This is a genomic window from Parahaemophilus parainfluenzae (assembly GCF_001053575.1).
GTDB lineage: Bacteria > Pseudomonadota > Gammaproteobacteria > Enterobacterales > Pasteurellaceae > Haemophilus_D > Haemophilus_D parainfluenzae_S.
In genome coordinates, this window is record NZ_JVSL01000012.1 from 1 (window position 1) to 26,883 (window position 26,883).

34 protein-coding genes and 1 pseudogene are annotated in these 26,883 nt (G+C 39.4%); all 35 read right to left on the bottom strand.

The window, feature by feature from the left end; translation table 11 throughout:
• A pseudogene (locus AC979_RS01455) lies at positions 1-467 on the bottom strand (hypothetical protein); the annotation flags it as partial.
• On the bottom strand, positions 467-955 hold the full coding sequence (locus tag AC979_RS01460) for a hypothetical protein (protein WP_049372577.1): 489 nt from the start codon (positions 953-955) through the stop codon (positions 467-469). The pseudogene AC979_RS01455 and the gene AC979_RS01460, both read right to left, overlap by 1 nt.
• A gap of 135 nt (positions 956-1,090) precedes the next feature.
• Positions 1,091-1,426: a hypothetical protein gene (locus AC979_RS10215; protein WP_049372578.1), complete on the bottom strand. Its 336-nt coding sequence runs from the start codon at positions 1,424-1,426 to the stop codon at positions 1,091-1,093.
• 63 nt (positions 1,427-1,489) lie between these two features.
• Positions 1,490-1,816 carry a hypothetical protein gene (locus AC979_RS01470; RefSeq protein ID WP_049372579.1) on the bottom strand — a complete coding sequence of 109 codons (327 nt, stop codon included), beginning with the start codon at positions 1,814-1,816 and terminating at the stop codon, positions 1,490-1,492.
• 8 nt (positions 1,817-1,824) lie between these two features.
• On the bottom strand, positions 1,825-6,003 hold the full coding sequence (locus AC979_RS01475; protein ID WP_080971286.1) for a host specificity protein J: 4,179 nt from the start codon (positions 6,001-6,003) through the stop codon (positions 1,825-1,827).
• 66 nt (positions 6,004-6,069) lie between these two features.
• Complete coding sequence (locus tag AC979_RS01480) at positions 6,070-6,570, bottom strand: tail assembly protein (protein WP_049372580.1); 501 nt, start codon at positions 6,568-6,570, stop codon at positions 6,070-6,072.
• Between the two features lie 17 nt (positions 6,571-6,587).
• Positions 6,588-7,358 (bottom strand): C40 family peptidase, encoded by a 771-nt coding sequence (locus AC979_RS01485; protein WP_049372581.1) that lies wholly within the window; start codon positions 7,356-7,358, stop codon positions 6,588-6,590.
• A gap of 2 nt (positions 7,359-7,360) precedes the next feature.
• Positions 7,361-8,098: a phage minor tail protein L gene (locus AC979_RS01490; RefSeq protein WP_049372582.1), complete on the bottom strand. Its 738-nt coding sequence runs from the start codon at positions 8,096-8,098 to the stop codon at positions 7,361-7,363.
• Complete coding sequence (locus AC979_RS01495) at positions 8,099-8,434, bottom strand: phage tail protein (protein ID WP_049372583.1); 336 nt, start codon at positions 8,432-8,434, stop codon at positions 8,099-8,101.
• A gap of 9 nt (positions 8,435-8,443) precedes the next feature.
• On the bottom strand, positions 8,444-11,845 hold the full coding sequence (locus AC979_RS01500; protein WP_049372584.1) for a tape measure protein: 3,402 nt from the start codon (positions 11,843-11,845) through the stop codon (positions 8,444-8,446).
• Positions 11,846-11,902: 57 nt separating this feature from the next.
• The gene (locus tag AC979_RS01505; RefSeq protein ID WP_049372585.1) at positions 11,903-12,166 is read right to left on the bottom strand and encodes a hypothetical protein; all 264 of its coding nucleotides are present in this window, start codon (positions 12,164-12,166) and stop codon (positions 11,903-11,905) included.
• A 92-nt stretch (positions 12,167-12,258) separates the two neighbouring features.
• On the bottom strand, positions 12,259-12,519 hold the full coding sequence (locus AC979_RS01510; RefSeq protein ID WP_422652240.1) for a phage tail assembly protein T: 261 nt from the start codon (positions 12,517-12,519) through the stop codon (positions 12,259-12,261).
• Positions 12,520-12,533: 14 nt separating this feature from the next.
• Complete coding sequence (locus AC979_RS01515) at positions 12,534-12,941, bottom strand: hypothetical protein (protein ID WP_049372587.1); 408 nt, start codon at positions 12,939-12,941, stop codon at positions 12,534-12,536.
• A gap of 113 nt (positions 12,942-13,054) precedes the next feature.
• Positions 13,055-13,708 carry a hypothetical protein gene (locus tag AC979_RS01520; protein WP_049372588.1) on the bottom strand — a complete coding sequence of 218 codons (654 nt, stop codon included), beginning with the start codon at positions 13,706-13,708 and terminating at the stop codon, positions 13,055-13,057.
• Positions 13,709-13,711: 3 nt separating this feature from the next.
• Complete coding sequence (locus tag AC979_RS01525; RefSeq protein WP_049372589.1) at positions 13,712-14,056, bottom strand: DUF3168 domain-containing protein; 345 nt, start codon at positions 14,054-14,056, stop codon at positions 13,712-13,714.
• Positions 14,053-14,535 carry an HK97-gp10 family putative phage morphogenesis protein gene (locus tag AC979_RS01530; protein WP_049372590.1) on the bottom strand — a complete coding sequence of 161 codons (483 nt, stop codon included), beginning with the start codon at positions 14,533-14,535 and terminating at the stop codon, positions 14,053-14,055. Before AC979_RS01530 ends, AC979_RS01525 begins: the two co-directional genes overlap by 4 nt.
• Positions 14,528-14,851: a phage head closure protein gene (locus AC979_RS01535; RefSeq protein WP_049372591.1), complete on the bottom strand. Its 324-nt coding sequence runs from the start codon at positions 14,849-14,851 to the stop codon at positions 14,528-14,530. Before AC979_RS01535 ends, AC979_RS01530 begins: the two co-directional genes overlap by 8 nt.
• A 9-nt stretch (positions 14,852-14,860) precedes the next feature.
• Positions 14,861-15,181, bottom strand: coding sequence for a head-tail connector protein (locus AC979_RS01540; RefSeq protein WP_049372592.1), 321 nt, complete (start codon positions 15,179-15,181; stop codon positions 14,861-14,863).
• Between the two features lie 46 nt (positions 15,182-15,227).
• Positions 15,228-16,433, bottom strand: a complete 1,206-nt coding sequence (locus AC979_RS01545; protein WP_049372593.1) for a phage major capsid protein — start codon at positions 16,431-16,433, stop codon at positions 15,228-15,230.
• A 66-nt stretch (positions 16,434-16,499) separates the two neighbouring features.
• Positions 16,500-17,102 (bottom strand): HK97 family phage prohead protease, encoded by a 603-nt coding sequence (locus AC979_RS01550; protein WP_049372594.1) that lies wholly within the window; start codon positions 17,100-17,102, stop codon positions 16,500-16,502.
• Complete coding sequence (locus tag AC979_RS01555; RefSeq protein WP_049372595.1) at positions 17,095-18,309, bottom strand: phage portal protein; 1,215 nt, start codon at positions 18,307-18,309, stop codon at positions 17,095-17,097. Before AC979_RS01555 ends, AC979_RS01550 begins: the two co-directional genes overlap by 8 nt.
• A complete protein-coding gene (locus AC979_RS10470) occupies positions 18,306-18,458 on the bottom strand; it encodes a hypothetical protein (RefSeq protein ID WP_049372596.1) in 153 nt (50 codons plus the stop codon). Before AC979_RS10470 ends, AC979_RS01555 begins: the two co-directional genes overlap by 4 nt.
• On the bottom strand, positions 18,455-20,161 hold the full coding sequence (locus AC979_RS01565) for a terminase large subunit (RefSeq protein WP_049372597.1): 1,707 nt from the start codon (positions 20,159-20,161) through the stop codon (positions 18,455-18,457). The genes AC979_RS10470 and AC979_RS01565 overlap by 4 nt, the downstream gene beginning before the upstream one ends.
• Positions 20,158-20,643: a phage terminase small subunit P27 family gene (locus AC979_RS01570; RefSeq protein WP_049372598.1), complete on the bottom strand. Its 486-nt coding sequence runs from the start codon at positions 20,641-20,643 to the stop codon at positions 20,158-20,160. Before AC979_RS01570 ends, AC979_RS01565 begins: the two co-directional genes overlap by 4 nt.
• A gap of 127 nt (positions 20,644-20,770) precedes the next feature.
• Positions 20,771-21,121 (bottom strand): HNH endonuclease, encoded by a 351-nt coding sequence (locus AC979_RS10220; RefSeq protein ID WP_080971287.1) that lies wholly within the window; start codon positions 21,119-21,121, stop codon positions 20,771-20,773.
• Positions 21,122-21,163: 42 nt separating this feature from the next.
• A complete protein-coding gene (lysC, locus tag AC979_RS10225; RefSeq protein WP_239657827.1) occupies positions 21,164-21,376 on the bottom strand; it encodes an Rz1-like lysis system protein LysC in 213 nt (70 codons plus the stop codon).
• The gene (locus AC979_RS01585) at positions 21,351-21,728 is read right to left on the bottom strand and encodes a DUF2570 family protein (protein ID WP_080971289.1); all 378 of its coding nucleotides are present in this window, start codon (positions 21,726-21,728) and stop codon (positions 21,351-21,353) included. Before AC979_RS01585 ends, lysC begins: the two co-directional genes overlap by 26 nt.
• Before the next feature lie 96 nt (positions 21,729-21,824).
• Positions 21,825-22,406 (bottom strand): lysozyme, encoded by a 582-nt coding sequence (locus AC979_RS01590; protein WP_049372601.1) that lies wholly within the window; start codon positions 22,404-22,406, stop codon positions 21,825-21,827.
• The gene (locus AC979_RS01595; protein ID WP_049372602.1) at positions 22,384-22,629 is read right to left on the bottom strand and encodes an HP1 family phage holin; all 246 of its coding nucleotides are present in this window, start codon (positions 22,627-22,629) and stop codon (positions 22,384-22,386) included. Before AC979_RS01595 ends, AC979_RS01590 begins: the two co-directional genes overlap by 23 nt.
• 155 nt (positions 22,630-22,784) lie before the next feature.
• Complete coding sequence (locus AC979_RS01600; protein ID WP_049372603.1) at positions 22,785-23,159, bottom strand: antiterminator Q family protein; 375 nt, start codon at positions 23,157-23,159, stop codon at positions 22,785-22,787.
• The gene (locus AC979_RS01605) at positions 23,153-23,509 is read right to left on the bottom strand and encodes a RusA family crossover junction endodeoxyribonuclease (RefSeq protein ID WP_049372604.1); all 357 of its coding nucleotides are present in this window, start codon (positions 23,507-23,509) and stop codon (positions 23,153-23,155) included. The genes AC979_RS01600 and AC979_RS01605 overlap by 7 nt, the downstream gene beginning before the upstream one ends.
• A gap of 88 nt (positions 23,510-23,597) precedes the next feature.
• Positions 23,598-24,590 (bottom strand): DUF968 domain-containing protein, encoded by a 993-nt coding sequence (locus AC979_RS01610; protein WP_049372605.1) that lies wholly within the window; start codon positions 24,588-24,590, stop codon positions 23,598-23,600.
• Positions 24,590-25,219: a replication protein P gene (locus tag AC979_RS01615; protein WP_049372606.1), complete on the bottom strand. Its 630-nt coding sequence runs from the start codon at positions 25,217-25,219 to the stop codon at positions 24,590-24,592. Before AC979_RS01615 ends, AC979_RS01610 begins: the two co-directional genes overlap by 1 nt.
• A complete protein-coding gene (locus AC979_RS10125) occupies positions 25,216-26,163 on the bottom strand; it encodes a conserved phage C-terminal domain-containing protein (protein ID WP_065420557.1) in 948 nt (315 codons plus the stop codon). Before AC979_RS10125 ends, AC979_RS01615 begins: the two co-directional genes overlap by 4 nt.
• The gene (locus AC979_RS01625; protein WP_049371081.1) at positions 26,160-26,855 is read right to left on the bottom strand and encodes a phage antirepressor KilAC domain-containing protein; all 696 of its coding nucleotides are present in this window, start codon (positions 26,853-26,855) and stop codon (positions 26,160-26,162) included. The genes AC979_RS10125 and AC979_RS01625 overlap by 4 nt, the downstream gene beginning before the upstream one ends.
• Positions 26,856-26,883: the final 28 nt, after the last annotated feature.

Here is a 26,883-nt window from a genome sequence, read left to right on the forward strand (position 1 = left end):
GGAGGGGGTAAAATATCCATTCGCTTGGCGTGATTTTTCCTCGTGAATTTAGGATTACTGCTCCCGTAAAAAGAAATAGTGTCCCAACGCCCCGCATAGAAAGAACACTCAACTCTGTTATTCACTCGTCTTAAATGAATAGCCCCTTCTTTAATATTTACAGAAATGTTAGATAGTCTTCTAATACCTGTATCACCCGATATAACAGTCCACTGTCCATTTTGCTTTTGCCATAGGTATGCTCCAACGCCTGCACCGTTTGTTGAATTGTAGAAAGTTCCGTTTGGCTCATTACCTGTAATCTTGCCGCCTGTGGTTTCTGGCTTATCAGGCCGACCATTTCCAGTGATTATTGTTGAATCACTAGATTGGCCACCGCCACTACCATCTGGAATTTTCTTTTCTATTCGCTTAATTTCAGTTCCCATGAATTCAGCGAATTCTGATATATTCGCTTGGAATGTCATTATTTGTTGTAACCTCTAGTGTAAGCTTCTTTTAAATTCACACCATCTAGAGCGGTGAATTTTTGATTAAGTGTAGTTAATGCTTCATTGACTTGTGAGATTTTTTGAATGAGTTTATTCAGTCCATCTTCGCCTGTTTTCATTCCATTTAACGCATCAGCAAGCTCTTTGATAGTGTCCAACTCTGCCGCAACATTACCACCTAAGATTTCGCTTTTAGCCTCTGTTTTTGCTTGATTGAGTAACTCAAGGATTTTTTTAGCTGACAGGGTTGAACTATCGCCTGTTGCGCTATCATTGATACCAGCGCTACTGCCAGATAAAGCTGTAATGGATTGTTTTAACTCATTGATTGCTACTACTAGTGATGTTTTTTGTTCTGTTGTTAAATCATCAAGGTTTCCGATTGCAGTTTTATGCTTCTTATCTTCCTGACCTAAGAATTCTGCGAACTCAGTTAAAACTGTTGTAATTTCTTGGCTTGCCATGCTATAAAGCTCCTATTCTATAAAATGCTTTCAATTCTTCGAGGGTTGGGATTTTTTCCTTTCTCTCGCCAATTTCTTTTATTAGCCGGACTTTTACTTTGATTTTTGGCTTTGTCCGCTTAATTAGCTTAATGATCACTCAGCCTCCGTTACGTCGTGAATAAGTGTAAATCCACCACCAGCAAGCGTTTGAACCAAGCCTTGCTGACTTGTGCATTGTAAATCCCAAGTAGCAAATTCCCATTTTGCTTGTTGTGTCTTATCATGTGAGATAGTCACGGTCACAATATTTTGATTAACAGTTATCTCACCTGTTTCAGTTGATAATTTAATCAATTCACCTTTCTTTGGTTTGATCCACATATCAAAACGAGATCCAGTTAAATCTGATTGAGATTCATCATCTTCTAGCAGTTCGAAAGACCATCCATCATCATCGCCACGAACTATATCTAGATCAATGTTTTCCATATTCTCTCCCATAAAAAACCGCACTAAGATTACTCAAAGTGCGGTCGTGATTGTTTTGGATTTCTACTCTTTTACTTTACCACCAGCGAACATATAAGGGTTGACGTAACCAATATATGTTTCAGGTGTAAAATCTTCTGGTTGGGCCTTAACTAATTCATTTAATGCCCATTCATACGGAATTCTGTCCCAATCAGGTACAGCTTGGATGGTAAAAGTATTTACAGATAAGGATTCTTTGCCTTCATCCTTTTTAGCTTTTGATACATAAGATGCAATAGTGACAAAAGTACTATTATTGACATAGTCAACTTGTAGTCCTGTAACCACATGATGCTCTGCCACTGAACCAGTGCGAACATCTTCGATTTGTTTTGTGATGTATTTCATTTTTACTCCTATAATTGAGTCATTGTAGTTGTGTTTGATACTGCGTATGCAGTGATGCAGAGTTTTGCTGGATTTTTATTGCCGTAACCAATATTAAAAAGCTCTGGAGGAATTTTACTATCTGTATAAAAGTAGTAATATTCATGAGATTGGTTAGCCTCTACCGTGAATGTGTTATGGGAATTAACGATAAAGAATATCCGCTTAACTGGTGATGGTGCTATTCTTATTCTTGATTGATAAGAACTCCCGACCTGATAAACATTCGCCACAAACACCTCACATAGATTTCCGCCAACCAACTGATTAACTTCAAGCGTTCCTGTGAATTTACCAGTTACCCCTTCGAGCCTTGCAGCTTTGATTACGCCACCTTCTATGGTTGAGCCTTTTACAGTACCACCACTAACAGTTGTACCATTAACTGTTCCACCATTGATTGTTGCACCATTAACGGTGTTACCAGTAATGACACCACCAATTATTCTTGGTGCTCTAATCTCCTGATTAGCTTGGATATGGTCGCCACGGATTGTATTGGCAATAATACTTCCCCCATGCACTTCGGTTAGGCCAGCATTATTCCATGGACTAGGCTGTGTAGCATATTCAGTACACTCTTCAAGCATTGGCCGAGCTACAAACATCCACGCTCCATTAGGATTAGCTCCGTTACCATCATAGAAGAAGAAAAATACGTCAACACTAACTCCATTTGGTGGGATTTTAAATTTTATAAACGCTCTTTTGGCGTTATTAATCCCTCTGAAGCCATAACCCGAACTAACCTCATCAGTTTTATGTAATAGCCATTCACCATTCTTGCCGCGGACATCAATATAAATCTCAACCTTTGAGCAACTATGATTACCCATGTAGGCAGAGACCATATACCATTTATCTGCAGACACAGGTACATTCTGATAGATTCCGCACCTTGTATTTGGATTACCGGTTATCTTATTGTGCCACCTTAAAACATTCTCGTTTTTAAGATATCCACCTTTACCTAATCCATAATCCTCATCCTGTCTGCAGATTCGCTCACCACGTTTATCTCCAGGTATGTTAGCCTCTGAAGCAGTCCAACCGTCTGGAACACCGTTTGTTGGATTTGCAAAAATAGGATTGTAAAATAGGTTCGCACCTGAACCAGATGATAACTTATCCCTCGTCACAGACCCAGCTACAACCAAATCACCACGAATACCGACTTGACCATCAGCTACACTAAATACAGGTTTGACATTGCCATCATTAGCATTAGCAACAATTCCAAATTTATCAGCCATAACAATGACTGAACTTTCTTCATGGTTTGCACCGAGAGCGATCCCAGCAACAGCAGTCCGTCCACCAGCAATAGCTTGTGTTTTGATTGTGTGCATTGAGCTAACTTTGCCATTAAGTTCGGCAACAACACTACTCGCCTGCGATACTGTTGATTCAGCATTGCCAACTTTAGCGGTTAATGCGTTAATTTGTTGTGCATTTGCTTTATCACTTTGCGCTTGAGCCTCTCTTACTGCAGTAATACCCGATAAAGCTGATTCAGCCTTCGCTGTCACAGTTTTGATGGTTTCTGCTTGTGCTTGGTCTGCTTTTTCAAGATTTTTAATTGCGGTTCCTGATGATTGAGCTTGTGCGGCTATTTGAGCCAATGCACCTGCAACAGCAGTTTGTCTTGTTTTAGCTTCTTCTCCAACTGCATTATTAATATCGGCTTTAATGGAGTTGATGAGCTCTTGGCCAAGTTGTGACTTGGTGATTTTCCCTTCTAGCGCATTTAACAAGTTATCTGGGTTATGGTCTGCTTCGCCAAATACCGCCTCGGTAAATTCGCCTTTGTTACCTTGTTTATCTACTCCTCGTAAATAAAAGTAATAGCCTGTTGATAAAGGCACACCATTGATAACATAGTTACTTTGAGGATATGGCAGTGTTGCCACTTTCACTGCAGAGCTTATGTCATTTGTATTGCTACGCCAAATCTCAGTACTAAACCCAGGTGTAAATGTCTTAGGTAAATCCCAATCAAGCTCAATAGCAAACAACAAGGATTTAGTAACAAATCTAGGAATATTGAGATTAATCTCAAATGAGCGTGTTACAGGATCTGACAATTGGCCACTTTGGTTTTTAGCTCTGATTTCTGCGGTATAACTTCCGTCAGGCAATCCTTCAAATGATATTTCTGGATTTTTTAAGTTTAGATATGTTTTAAAAACCTTTCCGTTGCGATATAACCGCACTTCATAGGTTAATAACGTATCTGTTGTGGGTACTGACCAAGTTAGTTTTATACCATCAGCACTATAAACTACATCAGCATTAGTTACTTTTGTTAGTCCATTGTGCATTGTTGATACAACAGGCACAAAACTTGCACTACCATCAACAATCGCTTCTTTTTGCGGTTCGTGTTGTAGTGCGGTTATGGTATAACTTCCGTCATCGTTTTCAGTAATACCGAGTGCGCGGTAAAGCTGAGTAGATACTTGCGGTGTTTTTAATACCCAATCATCCATTACGTTTAAACCAACAGGATTGGTTTCTAATGTAACAACTGATTTATTTGTATTATCTACATTGATGATTTTGATTTTCACCAACTGCATTTCATCATTGAGATAACTTAAATAGCTATTACCAGTAATTTCTACAGGTTGATCAAGCGTTACTGTCTTTCCGTTTATAGCTACAACGCGTCCACCAAGTGTTTTACCCGCAAAATCATTATCAGCAATTTCAATGATGTCACCTGGCAAATGCAATAATCCTTGGCGGCCTACTACAAAGGTAATAGTACATTGTTCAAGACGAGATGTTTCTAATACCCATTTGCCGTATCGGTGAGCTTGCCCACGACTTGTACAGCCATAAGCTGTAATTTTCTTAACATTGTAGCCATAGCGAGCAATCATTAAATCATCTGCAACGTACTCAATCGCCTTTTGATAGAAGTTACGTTCATCGGCATATTCAACTTCCACTGCAGTGAAAATTGTCTTTCCTGCTGCGAATTGGCGAGAGAATTTACCATCAACTACATTTGATTGCGTATATAAACAAACTGGATCTGATGTTCTGTCTTGGATAGCTGAAAACTGCGTTCCATTCCACACTGCAATAGAGCGGAAAACAGATGCCATGTCTGATAGCACGTTATAGGCATCACGCTGTTCTGTAATCCATAGATTAGATACCATTCGTGGTTCTTTGCCACCATATCCATCATCGACTAATTCATCACAGTATTTTGCAATTTGATACAGCTGAAACTTATCTAATCCATATTCACCAATTCGTTTACCTAATCCAGCTAAAGAATTAGTGACTAAGTCGTAAAAAATCCATGCGGGGTTATCCGTCCACTCTTCTTTCCAGTCACCGCGCCAAATACCAGGTGCATACGTTCTTGTTTCAGGATTATATGTACTTGGCACTTTCACCAATCGGCCATAAAGCAATAGATTCACATTAGGGAAATTTGGGTTATAGCGCGAATCCGTTTTAATACCAATTAGTGCCATGTTTGGGTATGACAGTTTGGTATCAATGATTTCTGTATAGCTGACCCAGTGAGTGCCATTCTGTAACCGCTGTGATTTACTATCGGCCGTTAATCTTTTGACTGTAATGGTAAATGGTTTAGGCGGTAAATTATCAATGATATAACTGCGATAAAAACGAGATGATGATTTACCACTAATATTTTTTACTGCTCTGGGGAGTCCATTGATTAAGATTTCAAGTGATACAGATGTTCCCTCTGTATCACCATTATCATTTTGAGAAAATAACGCACTTACACCACATGTGATTCTGAGACGTGTCACATCAGGATCAATGACAGTTCTTGTTACAGGGGTAACATTTTTAATTTCAGCGCCAACTGATACTTCACGCTCTGACATTTCAAAGCCTTGTAGCGGCATTTGATCCTGCGTGCCGAGTGTATATGCTATCTCTGTGTTTTTGAAATTGAAACTTGACTCATCATTATCATCAACACCGTTTGCATTTTGGATTGGCGTATTGTCAAAGTAAGTCGATTTCCATTTATTGGCTGGACCTTTGATTGGACCAAGAGAGATTAAACCAATAGCACGTAATCGTTGTGAAGAACGAAGGCTATCAGGTGCCTCATGTGGTGTGCGCGCTGAGCCTTGTTTTTTACCGCCCATAAATACCTCTTTAAAAGAAAACCGCCTATAAGCAGTGCCTATAAGCGGTTAAATTTATTTGTGATGTTATTGATGATCGTCAAAAGTTTCTATCCCTTGGGAAACAAGTATAAGGCTGGTCATCATTTTTCCGTACAATAACGGAATAGGTCTCCCTTGTGGAGTTAAGTTACGAAGATTGCTAAATGATGTGCTTTGTTTCTTTTCACTTTCATTAGCACCACTCCCCATATCTGGCGGTCTCGTTAAAAGAGATATAGCGCCAGATATGGCAAGTGATGCTCCCATTGCTCCAGCTATCATTATCCCACCAGCTGACCAACCTGCCGGGCTCCACCACGCAACAGCAATTAATACAACCCCAACAACTACTTGAATTATACCTGCTGCTTTACCAGCACCAGTAATAACTGGCGTAAAATGTACGGAGGATTTATCATCAAGATCAATTATTGGGTTATTTTTTAATTGTTCATTGCTTATATACTTTCTACCAATTCTAACCTTGTAATACCCTTTGCTAAGATGCGATCTTAGTCCTTGAACTTGAGTGATTAATCCACTCATTAACTCTCTAAAGTTACTTACATCAAGCTCGAATGGTTCATCGCTAAATCGTTTAAGATTGCCATGAAATGTAATTTTTGCCATTCTGAATGTCTCCAAATTGAATGCGTTGAATTAAGCCAAAAACCATCATAAGGTACACGTGCAGAGAGACGACTTTCACTATGATGAACCATCATCTGATCACCTAGATACACTCCTGCGTGATTAGCGAAACTTGCACCTACTTTAATTAAAATCACATCGCCAAGCTGCGGTTCTTCATCAAAAGGAATTTTTTCAAATCCACAACGAGCCAAGCCTTCTTCATATAAATTGGAATGCTCAAACCATTCAAATTCGTAAGTGGATTGATCGGGCAATTCAATACCAGCCAACATATAACAATCAAGAATGATATTTCGGCAATCTTGTTTATTGTTTTCAAATTGGCGACCAATCAGCGGTGAAATAGCACGGAACTGTTTAATATCGTCATCCACCACCAGCCAAAAATCTAGCAGTGTTCTAACCTGACATTCTCTGTCAGCAATGGATAAATATGGCAATCCTTTTTCAAAAGCAGAATCAGGGTGAGAATGCACCAACGCTACAATGACACCACGTTCTTCAGCAAGAATAAAATCATCTGGCGATATTTCAAAAAAATTAACAGGATCGTGTGAGATGTTTTCGCAAGGGATATAAGAAAAACCGTCTTTAAATACAACAAAGCCACAACATTCTTGTGGCTCTGTACTTTTAGCGTGAGACAGTATCTCTTTTTTTAATTTATCCGGAATAATCATGATCAATTCCCATACTGGGTTGTACTCGGAAAACCGCCAAACGGCAACACAGCATTCTCGCCAAATCTCAATTTACAACCACGGATACAATGCGAGCATTTATCTTTTTTACGGTCGTTCGTTGGTTTATCAAATTCATCGGCAACAGGCCCACCTGTATAACCGCATTGTGGTGAACGATATTGCCAAATACAAACATCCGATGTAATCATTAATAGCGGTATTTTTGCGTTATCCGTTTCTGCAGGTGATGCCAGTTCAAAAGTAGCTTGTTTATCATCAAGGCTTTTTAATTGCTCAATGATGTAATAACTCACCGCTTCTTGTGTAGGATCTGCTTGAGCGTTTTTGCCACCATCAAAGTTACGAGCATCAAGAAACTGTGCATAAACCAATCTACGAGTAACTTTACCACCAACGCCTTGCCCTAGATTAACCGCAATACCGGTAATGATTCCATATAGGTTAGATACTGTTAATGTCGGACGCGAACTTGGGCCTTGCCCACTAATTTCAAATCCATCTGCTTTAATTGGATAGGCTTGATACTCATTTCCCTGCCACCAAATATTGGTTCGCCCTTGGTTTAAACCATTGTGAAATCGATATAATTCACCTGCAGTATTAGAACCGTTAGTCGGAGTAATATGGCGTAAATCAATATCCCACAATTCAATAAGCGCACCCTGCTCTAATTCAGGTAAAAGTGCGGTCATTTTTTTAGGTAAATTTTTAGGCATTTACACTACCTCTTCGAATTCACAATTAAAGGTTGTGTAAGTTAATCCAATTTGGCGAGGGAACTTAACACAAACAACTTTAACTAACTCCCCATTTAGTGCGACGTCTTTAAAATAAAAAGCACGGACTCCACCGTGCTCTTTCATAAATTGACGAAATTCTGCTGATTGGCTATTTTTAACCTTATAGGTAACGGAATATTTTCTCAAAAGAGCATTAATTCCATCTTCCATTCGTTGCTGATAGCCATTTCCAAAATTAAGCACTTTCCGCTTTGGTTCTTCATCAACTGTATAACCAGGCTGCGGACACCAAGGCAATGTTTTTAAAGCCATCTCATCTCCTTATCCAAGCATTCCACCTGGACGACGTTGTTTTCTTAACACTTCAAGTACATTTGCTTGGATTGCTAGTGCAAGCTCTTTACCTTGTGCGGCTTTTTGCTCAGCAGTCACACTTTCATTTCCGTTTTTATCAATATTTATTGTTATTGATACTTCGTTATTGGTTGATGCTCCACCACCGCTAAACAATCCGTCATAACTATCAGATTTGCCACCAACATGACCGCCATTTGCAAATTTAGGAAATCTGCGTTGGTTTAAGGCATTCATAAATCCAACACCATAATGATTAACAGTACGGGATGTCATAACAAATTCATTGTTAGATAATCGAGCCAATATGGAATCGCTCGTTCCTGTACCCTCGCCAACAACATGACCGCCTTTAGCAAATCCTACGCTAGTGATTTGAGAGATAACATTAGCACCAGCCGCTGCAACCGCTGCCATATTTGCAAATTTTTGAGCAGGAGTAAGTGCGGTTGTATCTGCCATCGCTTGTACGACCGCTTGAGATAATTTCACCGTAGCTTCTGCAATAGCGAACGCTTTTGACACTGCAAACATTGCTTTATAAGCTGCAGATTGCTTACCGGCTGATTGTTCAACTACTGATGTTAAAGTTCCAAACGCACTACCAAGGTCATTTAATCCAGTAGCATAAAGCCCCATTTGTTCTTGGAACTGGCTATTTCTGTATTTTTCAATGATTTGTTGTTTGCGTTGTTGGAATTCTTCTTCTGTGATTAACTTTTGATCGTTAAATGCTTGGAGCTGAGCAAGCTCTTGCGTTTGTTGATTAATTAGCTCTTGTTGCGGATCATAAAGTGCGCGTAATTGGTCTAATGGATTGACCGCACTTTGAGATCTGTTTTGAGCATAATCAAACTTCAATTGCAATTCAGCAGTATTAGCTTCACCACCTGTAAGCTGTCCTGCTTTTTTAAGCTCTTCAACTATCGCTAACTCATCATTTAAGTTCGCACGCAATAATTTCTCAGGCGCATACTTCCCTGCAAGCTCTAACCGTTGACGAGCAAACCGCTCAGTGATAGCTGTTTTTGCTGTTTCATATTCTTGATGAGATACAACACCTTTTTTGTTGTGCTCTTCCAAGCGTTGTAACATTCTTGTTTGTTCCAAGTCAATCTCAGCAAGACTAGAACTACTTTTCTTACGAATTTCATCATAGAAACTTAACCAACTATCTCGAGCATTTTCACCTGATGATTTTCGACCACCTGATTTTTTGTTGCTTTCTTTGATTTGAGTTTCAATTGTTGTCACTTTGGTTTCATCGGAAAACATTTTTTCCAATGTTGCTTTACCGGCTAAAATCTTGTTTAGTGTTTCAAGCGATAACCCGACAGCTTTATCTGCCGCATTAGCTGCGGTGATTGTACCTGTAGCAATACCAATCAATACTTCGTTGTATTCAGCGCCTTCATTTCCAAGCAATTCATAAAGACCGGCCAATACATAAGCAGATTTTGCCTGACCTTGTTGTTTAAGTTTTGCAACTTCAAGCTTTTGAGCTAGAGACGTAGATTTCTCTTTCAGCTTTTCCATCGCATCTTTTAAATCTAACGTCTTATCTGCCGCTTTATTTGCACTATTAGCCGTATCATTAAAGCTTTTCGGTAAGTTAGCTATAATGTTATCTGCAGTTTCAGCTGATACACCAAGCAACTTGAATTTCTGCCGCACTTCATCAACATTTTTACCTGCTCGAAGCATCTTCTCGCCAAGTGGAGAAAGCATTTTTTCAAGTGACTGTCTTGCAATATCGGCATTTTCTTTAATTACTTGGATTTTGTTTTTTAAACTTTCGATTTCGGCATCATTTGCATTTCCACCAACGCTAATACCGTCAAAATCTGCACCGACCTGTTTTGTTGCTATTCCCGCTTTTAATTTTTCAATCTCAGCGTAATATTTTTCTATATCCTCAAGCTGTTTTGTAATTTTAAGAGATAATGCCGCTTCGGTGATTTGATCATAAGATTCGGCTAAAGCTTGGTTAGCAACAGATGTATCTAATGCCCATTGTCTAGCTTCTGCCGCTTGTGAACTGAAAAATAACAATGATGTAGCCGCAATACCAATAACACCAGCTGGGCCACCAAGTAAAGCCATTACACTTTGCAAACCTTTTGCCGCCATCGTTGCAAGATTAGTTGCTGTAGCAAGGTTTCGTTTTGCTGTAGCTTCCGCTTCTGCAAGTGCAATAATTTGAGCAGATTGCACTTTCATTCTTTCACGCAATGCAAATCGAGTTTGTTCAGATTGAGCAAGCTGTAATTGTGCAGTCAAGCTAGACATTTCAAGTTGTGCGGCAACTCGCATTGCTGTTGCTCTTTCATAAATGCTTTTTGCTTCCGCTGTATGGGCTAAAGCATTTTTTGCGCTGATAATGCCTGATTTTGCTAACTCTGCACTGTATTGGCTAATTCTACCAACTGCTAAGGCACCAGTTAAAACAACCGCTGCAGTAATTAATTGATCAAGATTTTTCGAAACAAAATCTACACTCTCGCCAAGTTTCTGCGTGATGCCATAAGTGCGGTCAGCTTCACCGGCATATTTAATAAATGATGTTTCGAGATTGGTGTATGACATCGAGAGTGTTTTTACACGTTTCTCGAAATCGCTATCCACAGATGATTTTGCTTTTTCAAGTGCAGTTATCACTTTGTTGATAGATAACTCACCATTCTTACCCATATCTTTAAGTGCGCCAACGCTAACACCTAAACCATCTGCAATAGCTTGTGCTAAAGCCGGTGTTTGTTCCATCACAGAATTAAGTTCAGCACCGCGCAACTCACCACTAGCCAAAGCTTGACCGAACTGCATTAATGCCGCTTCTGATGACGCTTGTGCGGCACCTGATAAAGCGACTGCTTTTGATACGGTTTCTGTTAGTTCTACGACTTTTTGCTGACTAATATTTAAAGTATCAGCATTTTTTGCAAAACGTTGATAGATTTGAGCGGTTGCGCCAACAGCTTGATTGGTTCGAGATGATATATCAAACACGCTTTCTGTAGCCTGAGCCATTTCTGTCTGACTATGAGTCACCAGTCTAATACGGTTCTGTAGCTCAGTGTAGCTATCCATCATTGCAATAGCTTGCTTTGACAAATCTTGCGCTCTACCTAAATTATCAAGGCGAAAACTCCATTTTGTTGTCGAATTGATGTTATTGGCGGCTTTCTCAATATTATTTAAATATTGTGTAGTGCGTTCTGAGAACTGACGTGCTTTTTCTTGAGCGCGAGAAAAATTAGCTTCAAATTGTCTAGTAAATTTTCGGGTCTGATACTCCGACTTACTCAATCCATTCTGAAATTGGACTGTATCGAGACTTAACCCAATATACAAACTACCGAGTGATGACATATTTTCTCCAGAAATAAAAAAAGCCCGCATATTGCGAGCTTTCTATACAAACACTAACTATTTAATGATGACGTACTTAACTTCGTTTTCTTTTTCAATTTGCTGCAGCACTTCATTTTCAGTTTTCTTCATAAAGAAAAACATAGCAACTTTTGCAAAAACAAAAAAGGTAATGTAAGCCAGAGAAACACCAAGTAAAATTTTTGTGGTTATGCCTGTTACAGCCAAGATAAAAATAATAGGTAACACAAAGAATAAAGCGAAAAACGCAATAACCTCTTTGCCCAACCAATGGATAAGTTTAACTTCATCTTTAAACATAACCCCTCCTTATTTACTTACCTATACTGTACAAAATACATTCATTTTAATCAATAAGGAGTAGCTAATTTTTTAACTTTTTTACTAAACAATCAACGATTTAACAAATAAGACTCTACGCCATCATCTTCTTTATCTTCTGATGCCTTATTCTCATTGAAAAATGGCATTAAATCGTTCAATGTCGTGGCTTTCTGTTTTGGATCTTTATGAATTAACGCTAACAAATGAGCAATCTGCGCTGTGCGATAATCATCTCTCCATAAACCAAATGGCTGTTCTTGATAAAACAGCATATATTCCTGAAGATGTTTTTCAGGCATTTGTTCGATTTCTTCTAACGTTTTGCCCAACGCAAGCGATAAAGTTATTTGGAACTTGCGTCGGTCATTAAGTTTTTTGGTTCATCACCCATCAATGCTCGACTTAATTCTTCAGATACTTCATTATCTAGACTTGATAAGGCTTTCAAGTCATCTTCATTTTCAAAATCAAACAATAAATTTCCATCTTTATCACATAAGCGGAGGGCTAGATTTCGGGCTAAACGATATGGATCGTAAACTTTTCCTAATTGCTTGCCTAATTCATCAGGATCATCATAATCAAGCTCAATACCTTGTGCTTTTGCAATATCACACAATAGTTTGTGCTGGCCAAACAATCCACGGTTCACATCACCGACACTTAATGCTCTTACATAGTACTTTTCGCCAAGAATTTCAATTTCGGTTACTTTAGGTTTATGCTGCAACAATTTGTTTCTCAAATCCATTGTGTTTACCCTCTTTTATGGTTAAAATTTACTCGCAGGTAAACTTCTCCTGCAATAAAGGTTAATCTAATAATTAAAGCCAAGAGCCGATCACTCTTGGCTTTTTTTTATTTTTAAGCTACAGGTAAGTGATATTCCTGTTTTGTATGCTTAATAGTTGCACCACTTTCAAATTTACCCATAGTTTCACCAGAGTAACCATTGCCAGATTTGAAATAACCAGTGCCATACATCGTACCTTGACCATTTGGGAAAACTAAACGGAAAGGGAACTTAGATTTTGAAAAGAATTTTTTACGACATAATTTTTGCATTTCAGATGTCGGCGCGGTAAAGAACTTCATCTGAGTCTCACCGTACTCGAACTCACCAGCTTCAGTGGCTTTGCCATCATCACACATGGTAGTCACATCTTCTTCGGTCAATGTATCTTCGCTACGTTCTAAATTTCGGAGCTCGCAGAAATTATTTGACCATTTCACTAATGCCGCTTTAGCATCAGTAAATACTGTTGGTTGATCATACGCTGACCAATCAACTTCATCAGCTAATGTGATTACATCTGCCGCTACAGATTTAACTGGATAATATCCATCTAGCGCACCTAAGCCGGTAACTAAGACGCAATCACCAGTTTTGAATCCACTTGATGGAATAGTAATTGTTGCATTTGGTGTTACAGCACAAGCTGTAATTTTCTTGCCGGCATCTTCAGATGTGCCAATATAAAACCGTGTTTTTTGGAACGGTGTGGTTTTTGCTGCCATGTTTTATTCTCCATAAGCAATTTGATAAGTTATTACCCGACGATGTAATTTTGTATCGGGTTCGTAGTCACTGAAATCACTTTCTCTCTCGGCATAATCAAATGCCGTTTCAAGTGCAGTAAAAATAGCCTTTCGTAGAGCGAAAATGTCATCAGGATTTTTGCTATAAACATCAATCTGCACCGTAAAATCATCCAAATCTCCATCTTCCAACGCTGAATTTGGTGATATTGTTGGGAATTGATATACGATGACTGGATAGGCACTATTTGTTTCAGGGATCAACCCATAAAAACAACGACCTGACACCAGTGGATTTAGAGCATTAAAGAGTTTCTTTTGAATCATTTACCAGCCTCTCTAAAAATGTTATTGCGCAAATTATTAATAATTTCTCGCGATACTTGATTTTTTTTAGTTGAGAATGCTGGACGCAAAAACGGTCTGGCTTGCATTTTTGATGTTCCAAACTCTATAAATCGCCAGTAATAAGGATCGTTAGGGTTTTTAGCGCCACCTTTACCTGTTTTAACTTTAAAGTTTTCAATAGTTTTACTTCGAAGTTTTCGAACATAGATTTTAGAGCGGACATTTCCGAACTTATCAACCTTTGTACTTTCAAGTATGGCTCTTTTTAAAGTGCCACGTTTCCGATGGGGTACTTTCTCTTGTAAAGTTGGTGCATTGGCTCTTGCCTTATCCCTAATAATCACAGCACCTTTTCGCATTGAGTCAACAGAAATACGACCTTTTGTTTTCTTTCCAAGGTCATTCATTTTTTTCCCTAACTCTTTAAGACCAGTAACTTTCACAGTCAGATTAGACATTACCTGTCTCCTTACACATAAGCTGTAACGACACGTCACGCTCTTGAGTATTAAGCACGGAAAGAATTTCAAATTCTCTTTTTCCAAACTTAACCTTCATTGTGGGTTTAATGCCTTCTATATGACGTAGCCAGATTTGAGTGGTAACTTCAGACTGTACTTGCTGCGCTGAAAAATACTCTCGACCTGATAATGGTCTAACATCAGCCCAAACAGTAGCTACTCTTTTCCAGGTTTGAGTACTTGCACCGTAATCATTCACTTCATTAACTTGCCGTAACAAAGTAATTCTGTGACGTAGCTTTCCTATGTTCATCTTAATCACCTACACATCTATAAAGCGATAACGCTCAATGATGGCTTTAACAGTTGGAGGTAAATCAAAGTTTGTTACACCTTGCCCTTCATTCCATCCACCACGGTTTTCATATAGGTAAGCAATCAGCATTAATATAGCTATTTTCAAATCGCCAGTGATTTCTTGTGCATTAATCGGTTTTTCTTCGGGCAATGTATTAAAAAGCACTCTATTTGTGTGGTTCTCAACCATCGCCTTTGCTGCAACTAGATAGGCAGACAACAAATCATCTTCATCATCATTATCAATGCGACATTGCAACTTAATTTCGTCTAGTGTGATTTCCATTCATCCCCCAAATAAAAAATGCGGCCATTTCTGACCGCACTTTTAACTATTTACCTGTTAATGCTTTAATTGCTGACACATCTTCGAGTACGCAGTCAAAGCGATGGAACGCTAAGAAACCTACTTGGTCGAACTCTGCGTAACGTTCCACTAAGCGACGTAATGTCATACCTGACACACGACGAATGATGAAACGGCTGAAATCACCAAAGTAAGCGAATTTCTTACCTGAACCAATATCTTCGATGCCTTGGTCAATCACATATTGATGCCCTAAGATGGTTGCAGGAGCAACGCCAGCCACATCAGGCAACCATAATGGACGTTTTTGTCCATCCACCATTTCTTTCAACGTTTTTAACGTATTGTCGTTGAAAGCAAGGCGAGTATTGCCAACATTGCGATAGGCAGGATCTACTGAGTGGATCAATGCGTTAAAATCTTGCCATGCCACTGCAGCGGCTGCCGCTTGTGTTACACCAGTAACTGCGGTTTGCAAGCCTTTAGGTTGAGCAGGTGAGCCAACGCCAGTACCTTGAATAAGATATTTAGCTTCTGCACGACCAATACGCTCTGCAATTCGACCAGATAAATACTCTTCGATATTCACACCTGAATCTTGTAGCAATTCGTTTGATACGCGGATAATTTTTGATGAGAGTTTTTTCGCACCAAGTTCAGCTGTACCAAAATCAGTATCTAATTCAGTTGCTGCAGCATTTTCACCAACTAACTCACCTTCTTCAGCAGTGCCATTTGCAGTTGCCCAAGCAATAACACGGCCGTCTGCAGTGTTAATGATTTTAGCAACGTTCGCAATACCACCAAAGGCTTTCATTTGTTCGACAATACGAGCCTGCATTTCTTTAGGTACGGTGTAACCACCTTTATTGTCCGTGCCTGCCGCTTGCGCGCGAAGTTCCGCCATCACTTGACGCTCTTCTTGACTTAATTCGCCTAAGCCGCGACGTAAGAACGAATTAAATGCTTGGGAACGTTTAACTTCTACATCAATAACTGGTTTTGATTCAGTTTCAATTTGACGTTGTTCTTCAACAAATAAAGCATCGGTTGATCGTAATGATTCTTCGCGCTCAATTTGTGATTCAACACCGCCTAATTCGGATTTCATTGCATCCCACTTAGTACGCTGTTCTTCAGTCCATGTTTTTTCGCCAATTTCATCATTCAATTGACGCATTTGAGCTGCGATATTACGACGTTTTTCTTGAAGTTCATGTAATTTAGCCATGATTTTTCCTCTTTCTTTAAATGAAAAAAGCCGCATTATTGCGGCTCGTATTGATAAAATTTACTTTTATTTAGCGTTAATTAAGCTTAAGAATCGCTCACGTGCGGCTTTTTGTGATACCGCTTTAGCAATTGTTCCTGAGTCTCGAGCTTCTTTCCACGCTTCAAGTGAGCGAGCTGTACTGCTTGCTTCTTGGTAAGCGGGATAAGTCACAGGACTGACATCATAAAGGCGTGATATTTTATGAATTTCACGGATGATTACACCATCATCATTTTCATACCATTCATCTCCATTACGTGCGATCTTAAACGCAAAAGATGATTGAGTAATATCACCACGTTTTAGCGGTGCAATAACTAAATCACGAATAGTTGGATTATCTGGTGCGATAATGTCGTATTTAAGGCCCGTTTCATCAACTGATAGACTCAACGTACCAGCTTTACTGCGTCCTAGAATGAAATTCGGGTCGTGATTAAACAACCCGCGCACATCATCTTCAAGCACATCATCAAATGCACCTGGCATAATGATTTCGCGAAAACCCCACATTACTTCAGACATAGTATTGAACACGGAACCATAACCGATAATGTGCGTAGGCTCATCATCTCGACTTTCCGCTCGCACTTCGCCTGCGTAGGAGCGCTTTTCTACATCACTCATTTGTGTTCTCCGTTTGTTTATTATTTGCTTGTTTTGCCGCATTCACGCTAACCAACATTTCATCCAGTCCTTCAACCGGATTCATATCTTCAAGCTGACGAGCTTCATTTCGCGACATCCAACCATCAGTGATAGCGGCATGGTAAAATGTTGCACGCTCTCCTGCAGTACCACGCATAATTCCAGCAAGATTAAACTTCACGAAGTAACCCGCTTTACGCTCTGCTTCAGTAAAGATTTTTCGGTTTAGTTCCTGCTCCCAATTGACCACCCATGGCATAACGCTGAATCTAATAAACTGGATTGTCTGTTCTGATATGTTGGAAAATGTCGCCTTCTCCAAATCGTTGATCATGTGGGCTGGAACATTAAAAATACCTGCAATCTCGGAACGATTCAGTTTCATCATTGAAAGCAGTTCAGTATCGACTGGTGATACGGTCAAAGCCTTATAATCAAGCTCAGCAGGAAGTAATATTGTTTTATTTTCTTCACTTCTCAGCTTTTCTTGTGCGGTTTGCCACATCTTTTTAAAGTTTTCCCACGCATTGCTATTCAGTGGTGTCTTAACAGACAGAATACCTGCAGGACGAGCATTTCCACCAAAGAAACCGCTAGCAAATTTGCGAGCATCCAAACCCAAACCAATCGTCTCAGCATGAGTTTGAATAACTGATTTCCCTGTTTTTATTGACGGTCCAAGTGACTTGATGTGTAAAACATCATCCGGAGATAGGCTCATTGTCTTATCGTCACCGTAGTAAGCATAAACATAGCGACTTCCGTTTTTAAGCAACTGCACTTTCCATGGCTCTAATGATTCAAGCGAGACAACTCCACCGTTTTTATCACGAACAATATGGATATAAGCATTTCCGTACAACAAAACCGAACTTTGTGCATATTCGCGTAATTTGTACGATGTCTGCCAAGCGTTAGGGCTATCATGTAAAAGGTAATATGCTGGATGATCTTTTACTGTTTCTACTTTATCACCGCTCTTACACTTAACGTGCAGTGGTAATTGTGCGACAGAACTCGATAACACATAAACGCAAGCATAAACAGCAGATAACTTCATTGCCAAATCAGGACTAACCGATTTAGTCGGCTGCATTCCGAATATTTCTTCGTAAGCTGATTCAGCACTTAATGGCACCGCTGGATTCTCCAGTGAACGAGTGCTAAATAATTTATCAAAAATCATTGTTTACCTCTCGATGCCAAAATAGTTAAAAGCAGTAATAATGCCCCACTACCAATTAATGCAATATCTGCCCCATATTTGAGATACACTCCATAAGACATCAAGCCAAAGCCTGTTAGACCTAAAAGATCTAAAATGACAGTTCTCATAGTTCTAATACCTCATTCGGGAAAAAGTTTTCATCATCAGTGCTCAACATAATGCGACCTATTGCCATCATTAGAGCCACCGCTCCGTCTATTTTGTTTTCAGGAATTTCTTTAATTGGACGCACGACATCATCATTCCCTGGAACTGTCTTACCAACCACATTACCGATACACCAGGTCATAATTGGATTCCCGTCATGATGGAAACGACCTGATTCAATTGCCGCTTCCAATTCTTTCATTGGGTCGGATAAATTAGTGTAATTTTGTGTAATGGTTATAGGGTTAAGCCCTTCATCAGCTAAGTTATGGCTGATTGCTATCGCTCCATGCGGGTCAATTGCAACACAGGAAACTCTATGTTCTTGATTGGTATCTTTGATGACTTCTTCGATTTCTCGATAATCAACTTCCGCACCATCTGTTGCAGTTAAATGCCCACTGTTTACCCATTTTTGATATTTATCCACCACTCGTTTTAGAGCGGTATCAGTGTTATAGATAGTATCTTCCGGAACGAAGAATTCTGGAGCAATACAATAATAATGCCGCTTACCATCAATAACCCGAGCAAACACTTTAACAAGCGAGTTCATATCAAGCTTACGCGCCATATCAAGGCCAAGCACAACATCATCACCTTGGAAATCTTCAAGTGATAATGTTTCATCCTTGCAGTTTTCCCAGCTCACCATGTTGAAATAGCTTTCTTTAGCCGATACCCATACATTCAAGTGTTTAGTTTTGAAAGTATTGGTCAGACGTGCATTATTAATTGCCTTGTTTTGCTGACTAATTAGGTAATCGCCATACACTGACACATCAAAGTTTGGATTTGCTTTGCGTAATACGCTTTCATCCGTCCAATCATCATCTTCATCAATTGTATAAATGATCCCAAATAGTTCATCATTCGGAATTGCGCCAGATAGCTTTTCGATCACTTCTCTGCGCTTGTCATAACAAGGACCTTCGATGTTGTACCCTGCAGTCGTAATGATAAACATGAGCGGTTGTTTACGCGCCCCCATACCAGTCAACATTGTGGTATATAGCTCATCATTCTTATGCTCATGGTATTCATCCACTATCGCACAACTAGGCGATGCACCATCACCAGGCGAACCGATAAGCGGCTCAAACCGAGAGCCGTCAGCGGGTCTATTTAAGTTTGACGCATTTACTTCGATACCGAAAGTCGAGCAAAGCAGATCGGTTTTCTTACACATCAATCGAGCAGGACGGAATACTTCCCACGCTTGTTTTTCCGTGGTTGCACCTGAATAGACTTCCGCACCAAACTCATTATCCATGCAGAACATATACAAGCCGACACCTGCAGAAATAGCTGATTTACCGTTTTTGCGGGGTACTTCAACATAAACTTCACGGTAACGACGCAGATTGTCGCTTTTACGCAACCACCCGAAAGTATTTGCCATAATGAAGAGTTGCCACGGTTCAAGCGTGATATTTTGGCGTTTCGACGCCCACTCGCCTTTTGTGTGTGGCAGATATTGAATGAATTTGCACGCTTTTTCGGCCTTAACTTCATCAAAATAATAAGGAAATTTAACCGCACTTTGATTTTCTAAATCATCAATGAACTGCTGACAGGTTTTTACAATAAATCGGCACGCGGGAATTTTGCCAGCAATAACATCTTTGGCATACTTAATTGCCTTTTTTACATTATCTGTCATTGCATTAACTCCGCGAATGGATTGTGATTTTGCTCATCTACCTTACCTATCAATCGTTGTCGACTGCTTGGGTCAAGTCCGAGCAACGCTCCGAATGTAGTCATCTGTTTCAACGCTTCATTCAAAACAGTAAAAGCAGGATTTTTTGATAATCCACCATTCCCGTTCTCAACAAACGTGCCGTATTTTTCAACATCTTTACAAGCACGATTACGATTCTGATATGCAATGCAATAGTTTGTCACCACTTCAAGATCGGTTTGGAGCAGAACTCCTTGGGATAGTAATTCTTTTAGAATAAAGGCCCACATTTTTTTACCGTCAGTATTAAGCTGAGATGGCGGTGGGGTGTTTTCGTTAAACGGACTGAACTCAGGCTCGTCTTTATTTAATTTTCTTTTACCGGGGTTGCCGCGACGCTCTTTCACTTTCGTCGGAGTGGGCTTTCTTCCTCGCCCCGGCGTTGTTGCTATTCCTGTCATTTGGCGTTTACCCTAAATTTTTAATTTCGCGGTTGTAAAAATAGAGTTAGGTGGGCGGTTTCGATAGGCAAAACCTATAGAGATTTTACCACCCCCTCCCCTTACAAAAACAACCGCACTTTAAACACTATTTCAAGCGTTCTCGCGCTGTTTTGAATTTATGGCATGAATTACATAAACTTTGCAGATTAGTTAAGTCATCACTACCACCGTGAGCCTTAGGAGTTATATGGTCAACAGTTGTAGCTGTTACAAACCGACCTTGCTTTAAACATTCTTGGCACAAATAGTTATCGCGAACTAACACGATAGATCTTATTTTTCGCCATTGAGCTCCATAACCACGCTGAGACGATGTCTTTCCTTTCTGATGTCTTTGCCAACTACAACCTTGATGTTCATCACAATAACCATTGCTGTTGACTGTTGTATTCTTACAACCTTGTTTTCTACATGCTTTAGGTATTCTTGCTGGCATAGTTCCCACCAAAAGAAAAAGGCGAGTATTGTCACTCACCTTTTATTTACTTAACTTCTCTGTTTGCCACTCCCGAATTTTATCAATTCGGTTTAAGCACATATCACGTTCACGTTTTAGGATTACCGCGTAATTTGTCACATCACCATAAGTATCACCAGCAAATACCGTCTTATCTAAATGAGCGGTCAACGCTGCAGGTAATTGAGAACAACTCACTACAACTGGTTTACTGGCGCAAGAACTCAATAACATTGCTAGGAGCACTAGTATTAAAAGCACTGCTAGCTTTAACTTGTTTCGGTATAGATTTGATAACTGCATCTGATTTACTCCTTGCATCTGACTCTACCTGACTTAGCTCAAATGTGAGCTGTCTATTTCGCTCAGCATCTTCTTCTAATCGAGTGATCGTTTGACTTTGTGCAGCAATTGTTTCTTGGTGTGTTTTAATCTTTCCATTCAACCCATCAATAGTTGCTGACTGATGATGAATCCATCCACACAATGCAAGAATTACAACCGCAGAAACAACGGAGCACACCAATAAAACCTTTGTGAATCCGTTACTGATATATTGCCCGATACCAATCATGTTAAACTCCATAATAAATAGCGGTGCGGTTTAGGCTCTTTTGTTTACGCTTTCGCCATCTGATTTAATAGCTCCCATAACCGCACCGACTAACCATGCACATAACAACTATACTTTATTGACTGGAGATAAACATAAATCACGTTCCCTTAATCTTCGCTTTAATATAGATTTATGCACTTTACCATTCACCCTGGAATAATTAGGGAAAGTATTACACATGCGAATAAAATCTTTATCAATTGCAGCTTTATAAAGCTGAGTCTTTTTAAAACGACCACTCTCTCTATCTAGGTAGAACCGAGAACCTTGACACCCAATGTTAAAAATTAATGAACCCAAAGCATCTATTTGATTTTGATTCATTTCATTGTATGGATAGTAATCAATAATGCACTTACTAACCTTGCGCAAATCTTTTGCATACTGATCTGCTATTTCTTCATTGGTATAAGTTTTACCAATAATTACATTAGCACCACCAGTAGTAGCCGCTCCGATACCAAATGTCCACTCTTTTGCTGCACATTGATACGGATTAGTTCTACAACCTTCTTCATCACCAGTTTCGCGTGCACCATTCTCGGAAATTATAATTCCAGATGAACGATCTTCAGAGTCATATACCAATCCAACAATTACACTAACTAAACAAACACCAAAAGCGCTAGCTTTTTTGAGTTTTGACATCTTTATCACCCTGTATCATTTCACCGTTTTTGTCACGAACGCCCGCTCGAATTTCTTCGAGTTCTAACATTCGTTTTTTATAACGAGATTCACGTATATAACCGCATATAGTGACAAGAACACCAATTAAAATAGACCATTCGGACAGAGTCATAGCTCCGAATAAAGCAGTTAGCCAACCATAAGCCTGAGACTCTACAGGCATGTCTTTGAGAATTTGCATTTATACCCACCATATTTTTGGCAATAAAAAACCCCCGATGGAGAACCATCAGGGGTTTAAAAATCAATTCTTCGTTTGTAACGTGCAAAAATCGCACTATAGCTAATATGATACACTTTTAGTCTAGACTGTCAAGCAGTTTTTATTAAAAATATTTAACAAATAAAAAGACATTCACTCCCACCACTCACAATCATTAGCATTAAAGATGTTTTTACGGTTTTTATCCGGTTGAAATATTCCGCTTTTGAAATTCGTAGATAAGTCAATATTTCTTGTTTTTCCCAACGCTTAATGTAGGTCAACACAAACACATCATAAAGCTCAGGTGTTAGCTTACGTATAATACCAAGATAACCATCAATTCTTAAACCAAGGTCATCAGAGATAGGATTAATACGATATTTATGAGCGTAACGTTCATCGCATTTCATTTCTGCAAATCCAGCTGAAACACGTGGAAATTCTGTTTCGTATCTTGGTGTGGCCCAATAGCCAAATTCAACCACAATTATATCAATATCTAACATGCTAGCTCCTTAATCGATACTAAAACTTTTCCACCATTGACTACACATTTACGTACGATTCGCAAATCATCAATAACACTATCGTCCACCAACACGCCAGCTTTCACTAACGCATCTAACAATGATTTGAAAAGATTATCCAAATCACGCATTCTTCTATCCGGCATAAATGCTTCCACCACCACTGCAGCACGAATACCCGCTGGAAATCTTGCTGAGCGTCTTGTCATCCAGGCGACCTGTGCTGCATAAGCGCGTCCTTTCGCGCTAATTAATGTTTTCCCATTTACTCTGCGCCAATAGGTATTAACAGAAGGTGGAAATGGTAATTCAAGTGTTATCGTTGTCATAGAAATCTCACTTTAAAAAAGACCGCACTTTTTGAACTGTCATCTTTTAGTTGATAGTTCAGTTATTAAGGAATACTTAAATACTGAATCAATCTACCACCAAGGCGCCAATCTTGATGGCATATAAAAAGAACTTATGCCAAAGCTCTATTTGTGAACCATATTTTTCTTCAAATGCTTTTACGTTTTGATGTAATTCATTGTGATGAATTCGGCAAAGCGGAATACAATCCAAATCATCTGCTTTACTTCCCATCACACCATTACCATGACCAATTAAATGATGTGGATCATCTGCTTGTTTACCACAGCACACACAAGGCTGAGTTTTTACCCAACGTAACCATTTTTCAGAACGGATATATTGTGGCTTTGGTCTTGCCATATATTGAAGTGGCGGGTCATCATCAGCTTTTAAATTTAAAATGGCTTTATCTAAACGGTCCATGTGATAAATAAGAGGATCTTCAAAACGAGTAGAACTTTCTTTATTGTCTCGTTCGTAATTTTTAACACTAAAAACCTTTCTTAATAACGCATCACTTAATAAACGTTGAAGTCCATTCTTAAAACAATACAGCACTAAATCTGATTCTGTTAAAGGGCGAGCATGTTTTAAATCCACTTGGATTTTTGCAATGATTGCTTGCTCTACATTTTGTTCCACAACCAACGATGCTTTTTCTGCATCGTAGTTTCTCTTGCGCATTTCTGTGTCATGGTGCCAACAAGTTCTAATAAAACCGTCTAAGTGCGGAGTAATTGTTAATTCTTTATGGCAGTATTCACCATCACTCAACTGACAATGCTTAATACTGGCCACAAAATTCATCAACGCTTTTTTTGTAAGTAATTTTGACCGCACTTCCTTATTTTTTAAGAAATCCACCACCAACGGTGGAAATTCTTCACTAATAGCTCCTTGCCAATTAACTACACCAGATTCCTTATGTTGTAATTCAGTAGGCTCTGGCATTAACACCATTCTCTTCGTCATTACTTGTGCAGCATTGCGCGGAATTCTAAACATCATTAAACCAAGGTCTGATTGTTTATATGGTGTCAACAACAATACTTGCATTAATGCCCCCGCAACGATCCTTTAATGCTTGCAATGATCTCTGCTTGACGTGTTTTTGAAACTGGCATTGATGTTGCTTGCGATGGTAACTGTTTTGTTGGCTCCGGTAATACTTCACCATTTTTTAAACGATCAGCCATATTGCGTAATGCTTGTTTAATTTCTTTGCGCAACTGCTCTACTGACCAAGTGTATCGACGACAACGACAATACAAATCAGTGATCAACCAATATTCCACGGTAGAATTAAATTTAAATTTATCCACATCAGCCATACCGTAACGTTGAAAACTTGCTAAACGCTGTGCTAATTCTTCTTCTGACGGTAAATCTATCGGAATTTTGCACCATTCAATAAAATCAAACAGGTTTGGGAAATAATCATTTCTTGCTGCACGAACTCTTGCTAATCCACGCTCTAACATATCCACAGATAAAACATCATGGTTCACTAACTCTTCAATCCAAATAAACTTCGCTTCTTCCAATGCTTCGTCTGTTGGGTAGTTATAGCGCCAACGGTTGCAGTAAGCACACAAGCGATTGAATAACTGATTCACTAAATCTGAAACATGAGCATTTAAATCAACCCCTGAAATGCCATTTTCTTGTCTGATTGCCACGTTCATTTCAACATTCCCATTTTGCGTAGTTTTTCCGCTACTTGCGGATTACGAATTTGAATTTGTCTGCCCTTTGCCCAATCGGTGCTTTTGCTTGCCGGGTTTGGTGCACTGCCTTTCGGTTTTAACATCGTGCCATCAGCCATCACCCATGCACCGTCTCGCATTTCTGGTCTGCCCTTGTTATCCCAACGTTCTGAGCCGACAACATACTCACCGAAGTTTGTTGGACGGAAAATCGTACTTGGTCGGAGATACTCAACCATTTTCGGATCACGGCCCCATTTCGACACGAGATAATCCACCACACGTTTACACACACCCAAATCAAATTCAGCTAATCGAGCACCAATCGCTTGTTTTGTTTTGTCAGTGAGCTTGTAGCCTGTTGGTTTACGTTCGCCTTGTTCTTCAGCGAGATTCGCCAATGCCATGTTCAAATAATCCAACACAACTTGCTCAGTTGGGGGGACTATAGGGGGGTTATTTATATTTGTTTTATTATTTGTTTTTGTAGGGTGGCGTTTTTCGCCACTGGTAGCGGTGGCGTTTTCCGCCACTGGTGTCGTGGCACTTTTCGCCACTGGTGGCACTTTTTGTAACTGGTGGCGTTTTTCGCCACTGGTAGCACTTTTCGCCACTGGTTTATTTTCAACGTTAGGAAGGTCTTTCACTAAATAGAATTCAGTCGTTCTTCCAGCTGTTTTAACAGTACGAATCAAACCAACTTCTTCAAGCTCTTTAAGAATTTCATAGATAGTCTTATCTCGGTTAATGCCAGTGAATTGTTTGAATTGTTCAATAGAAATAAAATCACTTTCTTTCTGCCAGCCAGTCGTTTTACGAGCCACCAACAAATAGGCTTTCACAGCGTTACCAGAAAGGGCAAACATCACTTCATCTACAAAAGCATTAGGGATCTGAAAAGAATTAGGGATAAATTTGCTCATAGCATTAACTCCGAAGCGTAACGTTGTGCGATCCATTGAATACCTTTCGATGTCACGCGAGTTTGTGTAAAGTTGTGACCGTGCTCTGCTGTACCAGTTTTTACTGTAAATAAGCCACGGCTTTGTTTATCTGAATATGGAATAAGATTGCCTGATTGACGATATAACGCTTTATCTCTCTCTAGTGCAGCTATCATCGCTTTCTCTGGCATATTTAAGATTTTTGCCGTTTCGCGTAATGATTTTGTTGTGCCAATATCAACGTAAAGATCCACAAAGTCCGCTTTAGGTTTCATCGCTTTATTCTCTAACGCTAAAGCTTGTTTCTCTTTCTCTGATGCCACCAACTGCTCTAGGGCTTGAAGATAATTCTGCGGTAAAAGTGCGGTCGGATTTTGTTGGTTTTCTAACTCTTGCCAACGGTCAATAACTGCCGCTGTAAATTCCGGTGAAAACTGAGCTACTAAAATATAAGTGTCGCGCTTATTCAAAAAGTACTCATAGTAGATTTGACCATTCTGTGGGTGGGTGTACGGTTTCGGCTGATACCCCCCAATCACACCTTTTGAAATAAGCGTTTCAATGCTTTTACACACGTCACTATGTCTAGAATTAACAAGTTTTGTTATTTCTCGACTGCTCATTGTTAATGCACTTGCATTTTTATCATTAATCGGTAATAATTCATTCATCTTGTGAACTCCTTGTGAGTGTAATTAA